Annotated in this window: 11 protein-coding genes; 6 read left to right on the plus strand and 5 right to left on the minus strand. The window is 65.0% G+C overall.

What is annotated here, in order from left to right:
• Positions 1-6: 6 nt before the first annotated feature.
• The 3 genes from AC1VXC_RS04920 to AC1VXC_RS04930 form a co-directional block, all read right to left on the minus strand.
• Positions 7-582 carry a DUF2846 domain-containing protein gene (locus AC1VXC_RS04920; RefSeq protein WP_481538901.1) on the minus strand — a complete coding sequence of 192 codons (576 nt, stop codon included), beginning with the start codon at positions 580-582 and terminating at the stop codon, positions 7-9.
• 4 nt (positions 583-586) lie between these two features.
• Positions 587-1252 (minus strand): hypothetical protein, encoded by a 666-nt coding sequence (locus AC1VXC_RS04925; protein ID WP_481538900.1) that lies wholly within the window; start codon positions 1250-1252, stop codon positions 587-589.
• 691 nt (positions 1253-1943) lie between these two features.
• A complete protein-coding gene (locus AC1VXC_RS04930; RefSeq protein WP_313493901.1) occupies positions 1944-3200 on the minus strand; it encodes a 6-phosphofructokinase in 1257 nt (418 codons plus the stop codon).
• A 141-nt stretch (positions 3201-3341) separates the two neighbouring features.
• Here AC1VXC_RS04930 and AC1VXC_RS04935 point away from each other — a divergent pair, with 141 nt between their 5' ends.
• The 3 genes from AC1VXC_RS04935 (at position 3342) to AC1VXC_RS04945 (ending at position 6435) form a co-directional block, all read left to right on the plus strand.
• On the plus strand, positions 3342-3905 hold the full coding sequence (locus tag AC1VXC_RS04935) for an adenylate kinase (protein ID WP_313401961.1): 564 nt from the start codon (positions 3342-3344) through the stop codon (positions 3903-3905).
• A gap of 327 nt (positions 3906-4232) precedes the next feature.
• Complete coding sequence (gene mpl, locus AC1VXC_RS04940; RefSeq protein WP_313173511.1) at positions 4233-5711, plus strand: UDP-N-acetylmuramate:L-alanyl-gamma-D-glutamyl-meso-diaminopimelate ligase; 1479 nt, start codon at positions 4233-4235, stop codon at positions 5709-5711.
• A 115-nt stretch (positions 5712-5826) separates the two neighbouring features.
• The gene (locus AC1VXC_RS04945; protein WP_313173510.1) at positions 5827-6435 is read left to right on the plus strand and encodes an LON peptidase substrate-binding domain-containing protein; all 609 of its coding nucleotides are present in this window, start codon (positions 5827-5829) and stop codon (positions 6433-6435) included.
• 171 nt (positions 6436-6606) lie between these two features.
• Here AC1VXC_RS04945 and AC1VXC_RS04950 read toward each other — a convergent pair whose 3' ends face one another.
• A complete protein-coding gene (locus tag AC1VXC_RS04950) occupies positions 6607-8610 on the minus strand; it encodes a bifunctional DedA family/phosphatase PAP2 family protein (RefSeq protein ID WP_313173509.1) in 2004 nt (667 codons plus the stop codon).
• A gap of 126 nt (positions 8611-8736) precedes the next feature.
• Here AC1VXC_RS04950 and AC1VXC_RS04955 point away from each other — a divergent pair, with 126 nt between their 5' ends.
• The gene (locus AC1VXC_RS04955; RefSeq protein ID WP_313173508.1) at positions 8737-9399 is read left to right on the plus strand and encodes a protein kinase family protein; all 663 of its coding nucleotides are present in this window, start codon (positions 8737-8739) and stop codon (positions 9397-9399) included.
• Positions 9396-9938 (plus strand): DUF2867 domain-containing protein, encoded by a 543-nt coding sequence (locus AC1VXC_RS04960; protein WP_481539933.1) that lies wholly within the window; start codon positions 9396-9398, stop codon positions 9936-9938. Before AC1VXC_RS04955 ends, AC1VXC_RS04960 begins: the two co-directional genes overlap by 4 nt.
• A gap of 54 nt (positions 9939-9992) precedes the next feature.
• On the opposite strand, the gene AC1VXC_RS04965 is transcribed toward AC1VXC_RS04960, so the two are convergent.
• Complete coding sequence (locus AC1VXC_RS04965) at positions 9993-10667, minus strand: hypothetical protein (protein ID WP_313173506.1); 675 nt, start codon at positions 10665-10667, stop codon at positions 9993-9995.
• Between the two features lie 142 nt (positions 10668-10809).
• Here AC1VXC_RS04965 and AC1VXC_RS04970 point away from each other — a divergent pair, with 142 nt between their 5' ends.
• Positions 10810-11625, plus strand: a complete 816-nt coding sequence (locus AC1VXC_RS04970; RefSeq protein ID WP_481529204.1) for an SDR family oxidoreductase — start codon at positions 10810-10812, stop codon at positions 11623-11625.
• The last annotated feature ends 215 nt before the right edge of the window (positions 11626-11840 follow it).

The raw sequence follows: 11840 nt of genomic DNA on the forward strand, positions 1-11840 counted from the left end.
TGCTGCTTACTCGCGCAGTGTGAGTTTGTCTGCCATGCCGTCGAAGGTGCTCTGGTCGGATGGCGACAGGTTGGGACGGCCTGCGAACACGCCCATGGTGATGGTTCCCTGCACGAAGTAGGTCTCACCCTCTTCCACCTCAATCGTCAACACGTCCTTGGCCTCGGAGTGGACGGTGTACTCATGGGTGCCGGGCTCGGCAAGGTGGATGAAATAATTGCCGCTGCGCAGCTTGCCCAGTTCCTGCTGACCCTCGCGGACCTTGAAGCCGATCGCGCCGCCAGTGAATTTTGAGGGACGGAAGAACACGATTTGTGCCTTGTCGGCGGGTGCGGCTGCAATCAGACCGCTGCGGGCGGGGGATTCAGCTGCGGCAGGACTGTCAGCGACCGCTGCAGGCGCGGTTTGCGCCGTATCACCAGCTGTCGCGGTATCGGCTGCTTCTGCTTCCTCCGGCGCACTGACGGACGCTTCCTGGGTGGCGATGGTGGCATCGGTGGGTGCCTGCACTTGCTGTGCGAAAGCACCAAGCGGTATCAGCAAGCTTGCAGACAGTGCCATCGCGCACGAACGTAGGCGCATCGAACTATTCCTTGGATTGGGCCGGGGTTTCCGGCGGGGGTGGGACAACAGGGCCGGCAACGGCGGTGCTGCCGTTGCCGGAGTCGACGGCTGGATCAGGATGGCTTGTGGTGTCCGGCTCGGCGGCAGGAGTTGCGCTGGTTACAGGTGTTGCCGCGGCCTTGGTTCTGGCGATGCCGCGCGTGCCTGCGGGAATCTCGATTTCCCGGCCTCGGATGAACATCGCAAAAGGCCCCGCTGCGATTGATACGCCAAGCGCCATGCCGGTGTTGTCATCACCGGCGGCACCGAGACTGAAACCGCGCAGCAGCAGTTGGCCCTGCGATGTTTCCAATGTGCGTGCGGCAATCAGCAGTTCACCGGGGGCGCCGCCGCCACGCGCCGCTGCGGCGTGGACGATTTGACCGGTTCCACGGATGCCGCGCGGGAGGCGTTCAACGCCATCCAGCAGCAGTGGCTCGACCAGCGTGATGGCGAATACGTCGCCGCGCTTATTGGTGGAGGATGCCAGGGGTTCGGCGATTTCAATAATGACGGGCGTGCCGGCAGGAATCATGGGAAGCGTGTCAGCTGCCGGTGCAGGTGCAGTTTCGACAGCGCTCGCAAGCGCGTGTGAGTCCAGCCCCTGATTGGCTGCGTTGCTGGATGCCGCATGCAGTGCCAGCGCCATGGCGACGCAGCGGAACAGAAGTGATGACATGTGGATAGGCCCCCTGCCTGAACAGGCGATGCTAGCGGCACTGACATGGATTTGGAATGTGTCAGCCAGGGCATGCCGATGGCAGCGGAGAGGAGCGCCATTTGTTGTGACGGGTTGATGCCGGGATGGTTTACCTTGCGGCGGCTGCCTTGTCCTGCTGTGCCAGATGCTGACCAACGCGGTAACCCGCGCCGGCCAATATGCAGACGACGAGGAAGCCAAGCATCCCGATCACTATCTTGCGGAACATGCTGCACCGGCCGGGTGGGAACCTTGGCCGAAGGATGCGCCGCCATTCCGCGCGCCACACCTGTCTGAAGTCATGGCAGTACCTGCCCTGTAGAGCCGAGCCATGCTCGGCTGAGGCGTTACAGGGAAATCGTCCCCTGTAGAGCCGAGCCATGCTCGGCTGAGGCGTTACCAGAAAATCGTCCCCTGTAGAGCCGAGCCATGCTCGGCTGAGGCGTTACCAGAAAATCGTCCCCTGTAGAGCCGAGCCATGCTCGGCTGAGGCGTTACCGGGAAATCGTCCCCTGTAGAGCCGAGCCATGCTCGGCTGAGGCGTTACCAGGAAATCATCCCCTGTATAGCCGAGCGATGCTCGGCTGAGGCGTTGCCGGTGGAGCCTCTGCCGAGCATGGCTCGGCACTACATTGCCTGCTCAGGCTTCCCAGCTCGGGAGCTTCCTGGCTACGGCGATGTTCTTCAACGTCACGTACTTGGGCAGGCCATCGCGGCCATACGGCAGCGGCGCTTCGCCACGGATCAGCGGCTGCAGGTAGCGGCGTGCTTTTTCGGTGATGCCGAAGCCATCCTTGCGGATGAAGCCGGCCGGCATCTTCTTCTCGTGGTTGGCTACCTTGGACAACGGCGCGGCTTCGATCTTCCAGCGGTACGGTACGTCGGAGCTGCGCACGATCACCGGCATCACCGAGTTCTGTCCCTTCAGCGCGAACTGCACCGCTGCCTTGCCCACCGCCTGCGCCTGTTCCCAGTCGGTCCTGGAGGCAATGTGGCGGGCCGAGCGTTGCAGGTAGTCGGGCAAGGTCCAGTGCACCTTGTAGCCGAGCTCGGCCTTGACCTTGCCGGCCAGGTAGGAGGCCACGCCGCCGAGTTGGGTGTGGCCGAAGGAATCCTTGACCCCGCCGGCATCGGCGACGAACTGGCCGTCGGCGGTATGGATGCCCTCGCTGGCCACCACGACGCAGAAACCGACCTTCTCAACGACTTGCTTCACCTTGGCCAGGAACACCGGCTCGTCATAGGCACGCTCCGGCAACAGGATGATCTGCGGCGCGTCATCGGGGTTCTCGCCAGCCAGTCCTGCAGCTGCGGCCAGCCAACCGGCATGGCGGCCCATCGCTTCGTAGATGAAGACGCGAGTCGAGGTTTCGGCCATCGCCGCCACATCCAGCGCCGCCTCGCGCACCGAAATGGCGGTGTACTTGGCCGCCGAGCCGAAGCCAGGGCAGGTATCGGTGACCGCCAGATCGTTGTCGATGGTCTTGGGAACGCCTACGCAGGTCAGCGGGTAGCCAAACTCCTTGGCCAGCTGTGAGACCTTCAGCGCAGTGTCGGCCGAGTCATTGCCACCGTTGTAGAGGAACCAGCGCACGTCATGCGCCTTGAACACCTCCAGCAGGCGCTCGTACTTGGCGCGGTCGGCCTCGAGCGACTTGAGCTTGTAGCGGCACGAGCCGAACGCGCCGCCCGGGGTGTGGGCCAGTGCGGCGATGTTGGCGGCCGACTCCTTCGAGGTATCGATCAGCTCCTCGCGGAGGGCGCCGAGGATGCCGTTGCGTGCAGCCAACACCTTGATTTTCTTCGATCTTGCCTCGCTGATGACGGCCGAGGCGGTGGCATTGATGACGGCGGTGACGCCGCCGGACTGGGCATATAGCAAGGTGCCTTTGGACATGGGCAATACTCTCCAGAGCGGGGGACATTCCGGGACATTGGCCGGATGCGGTAAGCTGCACATATTGCGGTGCAGCGTGAATCGGCCCATGAGTCTAACGCCGCTGTCCGTCCCGTTACCTCAAACATATGGGAGTCAGGAATGCGATTGGTTCTGTTGGGACCGCCCGGTTCGGGCAAGGGCACGCAGGCGACGAGCCTGAAGGAACAACTGCAGGTTCCGCACATTTCCACCGGTGACCTGCTGCGCGCCGAAGTGGCTGCCGGCACCGAGCTGGGCAAGCAGGCCAAGGCGGTGATGGATGCCGGCAACCTGGTGTCCGACGACATCCTGCTGGGCATGCTGGAGTCGCGCCTGTCCCAGGCCGATACCGCCAAGGGTTTCATCCTGGACGGTTACCCGCGCAATGTGGCCCAGGCCAATGCACTGGGTGAACTGCTGGCCAAGCTGAACCAGCCGCTGGATGCCATCGTGCAGCTGGACGTGCCGACCGAACTGCTGGTCGAGCGCATCGCCGGCCGCGCCAAGGAGCAGGGCCGCGCCGACGACAACCCGGAATCGGTGCGCCAGCGCCTGCAGGTCTACAACGATTCCACCGCGCCGGTGATCGATTTCTACGCCGCCAAGGGCACCCTGGCCCGCGTCGATGGCGTTGGCGCGCTGGACGAAGTGCTGGCCCGCATCCTGGCGGCGATCAAGCGCTGAGGATGTCCGGCTGTGGCGGGTGACCGCCACGGCCGTCTGCGTGTCAGCGAAGGCCGCCGCGCATACGGAAACGCCCGGATCCATGCACTGGATCCGGGCGTTTCGCTTATAAAAGCCAGCTAAGGGCGTGCTCACGGCCCCATCAGCATGAGCTCCCTGGGGATGGCCTCTTGGGGAGTAGGACCTGAGGGATACTGAGGCTGGCGTCACGTATTTTCAGTGTGAATGTCGTGTGACGGTATCGGGGAATCCCCTACATGTGATTAGGGGTACAGCTGGGGGTTGCTCCGGATACCCCTGGATCGACGCATCGGCGACAATCGGTGAATGAGCAAGATCCATATTCTCGGCATTGCCGGCACTTTCATGGGCGGTGTGGCCGCCTTGGCCCGCGAACTCGGTCATCAGGTCGAGGGCAGCGATCAGGCGGTCTATCCGCCGATGTCCACGCAATTGGAAACCTTGGGTATCCGCCTGTCGCAGGGCTACCTGCCATCCAATATCAGTGCGGATTGCGACGAAGTAGTGGTGGGCAACGCGCTTTCGCGTGGCAATGCTGCGGTCGAGGCTGTGCTCGATTCAGGCCGTCGCTATACCTCCGGGGCGCAATGGCTGTCCGAACGGGTGCTGCCCGGTCGTGACACGCTGGCTGTGGCGGGTACCCACGGCAAGACCACCACCACCACCATCCTGTCCTATCTGTTGCAGGCCGCAGGACGTGAGCCGGGCTTCCTGATCGGCGGCGTGGCCGAGGATTTCGGGGTGTCGGCGCGATTGGGACGGTCGCTGGTCGAGGTTGCGGGCAAGGTCTTACCCTCATCCGCCCCTGCGGGGCAGCTTCCCCCGGCGGGGGAAGGGGAGGACGCGTCGATCCTTTCGGATCGATCAGGTTCAAGTCGACCGCTTTTTGTGGTGGAAGCTGACGAGTACGACACCGCGTTCTTCGACAAGCGCAGCAAGTTCGTCCATTACCGTCCGCTGGTCGCCATCCTCAACAACCTGGAATTCGATCACGCCGACATCTTCCCGGACGTGGCTGCGATCCAGCGTCAGTTCCATCACCTGGTGCGCACCGTACCGGGCCGTGGCCGCCTGATCGTCAATGGTGAGGACACCTATCTGGCCGAAGTGCTGGCGATGGGGTGTTGGACGCCGGTCGAACGGTTTGGATTTGATCCGGCGCTGGAATGGAGCGCGCGCCTGATCCAGCAGGACGGCAGCGCTTTCGCGGTACTGCATCGCGGTGTTGAAGTGGCAACGGTGGAATGGTCGCTGCTGGGTCGGCACAACGTGCTCAATGGTCTGGCCGCGCTGGCAGCCGCGCATGCGGTGGGCGTGGATCCGGCACAGGTTGCGCCGGCCCTGGCGGGTTTCCACAGCGTCAAGCGGCGCATGGAGGTCATCGGCCAGGCGCAGGGCATCACCATCTACGATGATTTCGCCCATCACCCGACAGCGATCCACACCACGCTGGAAGGGCTGCGCGCCAGGGTGGGTGAGGCACGCATCGTGGTGGCGATGGAGCCACGCAGCAACTCGATGCGCCTGGGCGCACATTCGCAGGCGCTGGCGCCGTCGTTGGACATTGCCGATGCGGTGGTGTTCCTGGCGCGTCCGGAACTGCCGTGGGATGCCGCCAGGGTGATCGATGCCGTGCGTGGGGATGCGCAATCCGTATCCGATACGGACGCATTGCTGAGCGAGCTCGGCAATGTCACACGTGCTGGCGACCACGTGGTGTTCATGTCCAACGGCGGCTTTGATGGCGCACCGCGACGTTTCCTGGCGCAACTGCAGGGCAGTTGATGAGGCAGGCCGGGTTGCATGCAACCCGGCGCTGCAGCGGCGGCTGCGGCAGGCGATGAATGGTCGCTTCGATGCGGTGGAGTACCATCAGGGCGTCTGCTGAAACGTTACCCGGATGATGCAATTGCTCAGTCTTGCCCTGTTTCCCCTGCACGCGGTGTTGCTGCCCGGTGCGACCTTGAGCCTGCGTGTATTTGAACCGCGCTATCTGGACCTGGTGCGCGAATGTGGGCGCAGCGGCAGCAGTTTCGGCGTGTGCCTGATCCTGGAGGGTGAAGAAGTGGGTGCGCCGGCGATCCCTGCTGCATGGGGGGTGGAGGCAGTGGTCGAGGATTTCGATGTCGGTGCGGACGGCATCCTGGTGTTGCGACTGCGCGGTGCGCGGCGCTTCCATGTGAGTGCAAGCCACGTGCGTGACAACGGCCTGGTGATGGCCGACGTGGAGTGGTGCGAGCGCGACAGTGATGACGAACTGCAGCCCGAGCACGGTTTGCTGGGCACGGTGCTGGAGCACATCATCGAACAGATTGGTGGCGAGTACACGACTGCCGGTCCGGCGCAGCTGGATCAGGCGGCGTGGGTGGGCTGGCGCCTGGCCGAACTATTGCCGCTGCGTGAAACGCAGCGGTTGCAGCTGCTGCAGGAGAACGATCCGCAGCGGCGCCTGGATCGTTTGCTGGAGTGGATCCCCGAGTTGGACGTGCCGATCGAGGGCGATCTGTAGCCGAGTTGCAGGAGCGGCGTGAGCGGGCAACGCGGTCCGCGGTCGTAGTGCCGAGCCATGCTCGGCAGGAGCTGTCCCGATAATGCCTCCTGCCGAGCATGGCTCGGCACTACCGCACTGACGTGTCGCGGGGAACGCCCCTCTTGCCGAGCATGGCTCGGCACTACGTTGTCATGGTGTTGGTTCGGCGCGGATCATCAACAACGGCAAGCCGGTTTCCGGCTGCACCTGTTGCTGGGTTTCAACGCCATCCAGCGACTGCTTGAGTGCATCCAGCGCGGGGTCTACCCCACGCAGCGGCCGCCACATTCCGAACAACTTGAGGTGGCGCTGGTAACGCAGGGTCTGTGCGCTGCCCAGCCACACCGGAGCCTGTCCCGGCTGCAGACGGGCCGAAGAGGGCCATAGCCGCAGGGCGTAGACCTCATCCGGGCGTTCGCCGGGGCGCAGCATCAGCAGTGCCTCGACATTGGTGTCCAGCGTTGCCGGCAATACCGGTACCTGCTGCGGCGTGGCCTTCATGTCCAGCATCATCAGCGCCTGCTGCCAGCCCGCCTGTGGTTGCCGGTTCCAGCCATTGCGTTCGAGCTGCTGCTGCAGGGCGGGCAGCGGCCCGGCCACCTGCACGTCCAGCGGCCAACGCTGGTCATCATCGAAATCATTGCGGCGTGCCGGCAGCTCGCGCCAACCCGCTTGCCACCAATGCGAGGCGTCCATCTGCACGATGCTGGCAGCCGCAGGTTCAAACTTGGCCAGTTTGGCCGGCACGTTGCGCGGGGCATACCAGAGCCCGGCAATCACGAACACGCCATAGAACAGCCAGGCTACCGGCTTGACCCAGAACGAGCGGTTGAAGCGGCGCCGATAGGCCACGCCCAGCACCAACAGCCAGAACACGCCGAACAACATGCCGCCGATCACGTCGCTGAGCCAGTGCGCGCCCAGGTAGATGCGGGCAAAGCCGATCACGGTGACCACCGCGCCAGACAGCAGGTACGGCCAGACGCGGGTACGTCCTGGCAGTTCACGGCCGATCAGCACGGCGAAGAAGCCAAAGGTGATGGTCGCCATGGTCACTGCCACCGACGGGAAACCAAACCCGCTGCTCGCGGCCGGCGGCCGCACCACATCGACGGTGGCGCCCAGCAGCTTGGTCAGGGCCAGGCCGAAAGCCAGCGCCGCCAACCAATGGAAGACCGCCATCCAGCGCCGCCGCCAGGCCAGGTAGCCCATGCCCGCGGCAATCGCCGGCAACAGCACCTGCCAATCGCCCAGCGAGGCCAGCGCCGCCATTGGATAGTCCGCCAGCGGGTTGCGCAGGGCCAGCATCAGCCGGTGCACCGCCAGGTCCAGCGCCAGCGGCTCGCCATGTCCCACCACCACCATCAGCAGCGCGAACCAGCCCCAACCCAGCACCAGCAGCATCAGCGCCAGCATCGCCAGCGGCACCGATTCGCGACGCTTGGGGTCGAACAGGTCGCTCAGCGAATGGCCGATGAAGTGCGGGTGGCGGTGTGACCAGGCCAGCAGCCGGGCCAGCCATCCGTCCATGCGTGCCGCCGACCAGCGGTAGCTGTACAGCACGATGGCCCAGACCAGTCCCAGCAAGGTGCCGAGCAGGGCAATCACCAGGAACAGGCGCCCGGCCACCGCCGCCACGGCGTCATAGGCCTGGCCCAGCGCCCAGCCGGGTAGCAGGAACAGGATCGCCCAGGACAGGCAGGCCAGGCCGCTGGCCTTGAGATAGCTGCTGAAGCGCATGTTGGCCATGCCGGCGATTGCTGGCACGAAGGGCCGGATGGCGCCTACGTAGCGGGCGATCAGGATGCTCTTGAAGGCATTGCGGCGGAACATGAACTCGCCACGGTCGAGCAGTTGCGGGTAGCGGCTGAACGGCCAGACGCCGCGCAGGCGATCACCCCAGCGGCGGCCCACCCAATAGCTCAAGCCGTCGCCGGCGAAGGCGCCCAAGGTTGCACATATCACCGCATAGGGGCCGGACAGCTCGCCCATGCCGATCAATACACCTACCGCGATCATCAGCGGCAGGGCCGGCACGATGGCGCCAAGGATGATCACGGCATCGCAGAAGGCAATGGCGAAGATCGCCAGGCCAGCAAGGACGGGATGGGCGGCGATCCACGCAAGCGTGGCGTCGATCCAGGAAGAATTCATCGGCCGATTATAAAGGGAAGCCCGAGTCAGACCGATGGCAGCGGTGGAGGTTCAGTGGAATGTGCGGTGGCCTGTTCACCTGCGATGCCGTTCGGTGAATGCCAGCGTGGCGACTAGACTATTGTGATGACTGAATCCTCACCGGCTACCGTTGCCGCGCTCAAAGCAGACAGCTTCGGGCGCATCCTGCTAATGGAAGGCCCCAACGGACGCTTCGTGCGCCGAGACCTCGGGGCGACGCCCTGGTGGCTGCGATTGCCTGCGTGGTGGCTGGCGCGGCGCGAAGCGCGCGCGCTGGCCAAGCTTGCCGGCATGGAGGCGACGCCGCGGTTGCTGGCCTGGGATGGGCGTTGGCTGGACCGCAGCTTCATGGAGGGCGCGGCCATGTACCAGCGCCCGCCGCATGGCGACGTGGGCTATTTCCGCGCGGCGCGGCGCCTGCTGCAACGCGTGCACCGCCACGGCATCGCCCACAACGACCTGGCCAAGGAGGCCAATTGGCTGGTACGCGAGGATGGTTCACCGGCGCTGATCGACTTCCAGCTGGCCGTGTGCGGCAACCCGCGTTCGCGCTGGATGCGGCTGTTGGCGCGCGAGGACCTGCGTCACCTGCTCAAGCACAAGCGCATGTACTGCCGCCAGGCATTGACCCCGGTGGAGCTGCGCCTGCTAAAACGGCACTCATGGATACGCGAGCTTTGGTTTGCGACAGGCAAGCCGGTCTATCGTTTTGTCACCCGCCGCATCCTGCACTGGGAAGACAACGAGGGGCAGGGACCCAAGCCTTGAGCCGTATTGGGCGTGCTTGCGAGGTCGAGATAGGCGCCGATGCGATGCTGCACCCGCTGTTGCCCGGCAGCCATTTCGCCCATGCGGCCGAGCTGCGTTTGCAGCGCCGGCCGGACAGTGCGGTGCAGGCCTATCTGGATATCGCCCGGCAGGTGCCGGCCTGGTTCGAGGGCCTGATGCGGCTGCGCAATGCCGGAATGCGCCTGCTGGGAATGAAGCACCTGGGCGCGATCCGCAGCGTGCCGGTGCAGGCACCGGAAGGACTGGCGGTTGGCGACAGGCTCGGGATATTCACTGTGCGGGCGTTGACGGGCGATGGCGTGGTACTGGGCGACAGCGACCGTCACCTGCGCGTCGAACTGTCAGTAGAGCTTGGCCCCGGGCACGACGGCTGCCAGCTGCAGGTGAGCACCGTGGTTCACCTGCACCGGCCGTTTGGGCGGCTGTACATGTTGCCGGTAGCACCCGTGCACCGGCGCATCGTGCCGCAGCTGCTGGAGCGCTATGCGCGGCGCATGGCTGCGCCCGGGCGGCATTGAGCTTCACTGCCTGTGCCGAGCGCAAGTGCTTGCCCTGCGACAACGGGCGCTTTCTCAGCGTAGCTCGAGCAGTTGCTTGCCTTTGAAGCCGCGCTTGCCATCAAAGTCGTAGCCGATGGTCACATGGCCATCATCGGCGCAGGCATGGCAGCTGCGCAGCGGTGTGGTGTAGCGCAGGCGCACACCGCCGTCTGGCAAGGCCTGGGTGCCGGCGGCCACTGCCGGCGCGAACGGGCCAGAGTCGGGATGCTTGCTGGAGAAGGCTTTGTAGGCGTCCGAGCCGCGTGCCGTGTCATCCAGCACTTCCTCGTCCACATCGATGGCCAGGCCATTGGCATCCACCAGCCAGGTGCCCTGGTTGGTGTTGGCGCGGAACGGGAATTCCAGCGTGGCCACGCCGACGCCTTCGACGTCCTGCCATGCGGTCACATAGCCCGGCTTGCCCTGCGCGGACAAGGTGCTGGCAGCCGCCAGTGCGACAGGTGACGCGCCGGCGGTGCGCATTACCTGCAACAGGCAGTTGTCGGCGGCGGTGTCGGTGCGGCAGGCCTCAATCGATCCCGTCCATACGGCGGTGGGGCCGATGCGGGTGGCTTGTTCGCCCAGGCCGGTGGTCTGCGCGGTGACATCCTTGGTCGCCGACGCAACTTCGGCAGCGGGGTGTGGCTTCTGGCATGCCGCAAGGCTCAGGGCGAGCAGCAGCGGAGCAGCGAGGTGCAGTGTCTTCATCGGGAATCCTTGCGCGATAGTGCACAAGTATCGGCAAACCATATGAACCCTGAGTGTCGCGCCTCAGGAAAGCGGCGGGACTGTGCGTGGGTGCTGGTATCTGCATAATGCGGACAGCTTTCTTACCGGTTCCGGAGTGCGCATGAGCAGCTTGCAAGGCAAGACCCTTTTCATCACCGGCGCCTCGCGCGGCATCGGCCTGGCCATCGCCCTGCGCGCCGCGCGCGATGGTGCCAACGTCGCCATCGCCGCCAAGTCGGCGGTCGCCAATCCCAAGCTGCCGGGCACCATCCATACCGCGGCCGAGGCGGTCAATGCCGCGGGTGGGCAGGGTCTGGCGCTGAAGTGCGACATCCGCGAAGAAGACCAGGTCAATGCGGCAGTAGCTGCAACCGTGGACACCTTTGGCGGCATCGACATCCTGGTCAACAACGCCTCGGCGATCTGGCTGCGTGGCACCTTGGACACGCCGATGAAACGTTTCGACCTGATGCAGCAGGTCAACTCACGCGGCAGCTTCCTGTGCGCGCAGGCCTGCCTGCCGCACCTGCTGCAGGCCCCCAACCCGCACATCCTGACGTTGGCGCCGCCGCCCAGCCTCGATCCGAAATGGTGGGGCCCGCATACCGGCTACACCCTGGCCAAGATGGGCATGAGCTTCGTCACCCTGGGCCTGGCAGCAGAGTTCGGCCGCAAGGGCGTGGCGGTCAATGCCTTGTGGCCGCGCACGGTGATTGCCACCGACGCGATCAACATGATTCCTGGCGTGGACGTGGGTGGTTGCCGCAAGCCGGAAATCATGGCGGATGCCGCCCATGCGGTGCTGACGCGGCCGGCGGCCGGGTTCAGCGGGCAGTTCCTGTTGGATGACGAGGTGCTGGCTGAGGCTGGCATCACCGATTTGTCGGGTTATGCGGTGGACCCGTCGCGTCCGTTGATGCCGGATCTGTTTCTCTGACTGCCTTCCCCCTTGCGCGCAACGCGCAAGGGGAGCCCCGTAGTGCCGAGCCATGCTCGGCAAGGGGCTTTACCGGGAATCCCAACTTGTAATGCCGAGCCATGCCGGGCAGGGGACTTCACCGTTACAGCCTCACCTGTAGTGGGGGGGGCCCGGGGCGGCCGCGCAGTTGGACCCGAGCGCCCGCGTGGACACCCCCGAGGCCCAGCGGGGAC

It is taken from the genome of Stenotrophomonas sp. STEN033, assembly GCF_056856655.1.

What these genes read in the sequence shown, in the direction of transcription:
- AC1VXC_RS04965 (WP_313173506.1), bottom strand. Translation starts at nt 10,667, where the DNA reads ATGAAGACACTGCACCTCGCTGCTCCGCTGCTGCTCGCCCTGAGCCTT.
- AC1VXC_RS04925 (WP_481538900.1), bottom strand. Translation starts at nt 1,252, where the DNA reads ATGGCGCTGGCACTGCATGCGGCATCCAGCAACGCAGCCAATCAGGGG.
- AC1VXC_RS04955 (WP_313173508.1), top strand. Translation starts at nt 8,737, where the DNA reads ATGACTGAATCCTCACCGGCTACCGTTGCCGCGCTCAAAGCAGACAGC.
- AC1VXC_RS04950 (WP_313173509.1), bottom strand. Translation starts at nt 8,610, where the DNA reads ATGAATTCTTCCTGGATCGACGCCACGCTTGCGTGGATCGCCGCCCAT.
- AC1VXC_RS04970 (WP_481529204.1), top strand. Translation starts at nt 10,810, where the DNA reads ATGAGCAGCTTGCAAGGCAAGACCCTTTTCATCACCGGCGCCTCGCGC.
- mpl (WP_313173511.1), top strand. Translation starts at nt 4,233, where the DNA reads ATGAGCAAGATCCATATTCTCGGCATTGCCGGCACTTTCATGGGCGGT.
- AC1VXC_RS04935 (WP_313401961.1), top strand. Translation starts at nt 3,342, where the DNA reads ATGCGATTGGTTCTGTTGGGACCGCCCGGTTCGGGCAAGGGCACGCAG.
- AC1VXC_RS04945 (WP_313173510.1), top strand. Translation starts at nt 5,827, where the DNA reads ATGATGCAATTGCTCAGTCTTGCCCTGTTTCCCCTGCACGCGGTGTTG.
- AC1VXC_RS04920 (WP_481538901.1), bottom strand. Translation starts at nt 582, where the DNA reads ATGCGCCTACGTTCGTGCGCGATGGCACTGTCTGCAAGCTTGCTGATA.
- AC1VXC_RS04930 (WP_313493901.1), bottom strand. Translation starts at nt 3,200, where the DNA reads ATGTCCAAAGGCACCTTGCTATATGCCCAGTCCGGCGGCGTCACCGCC.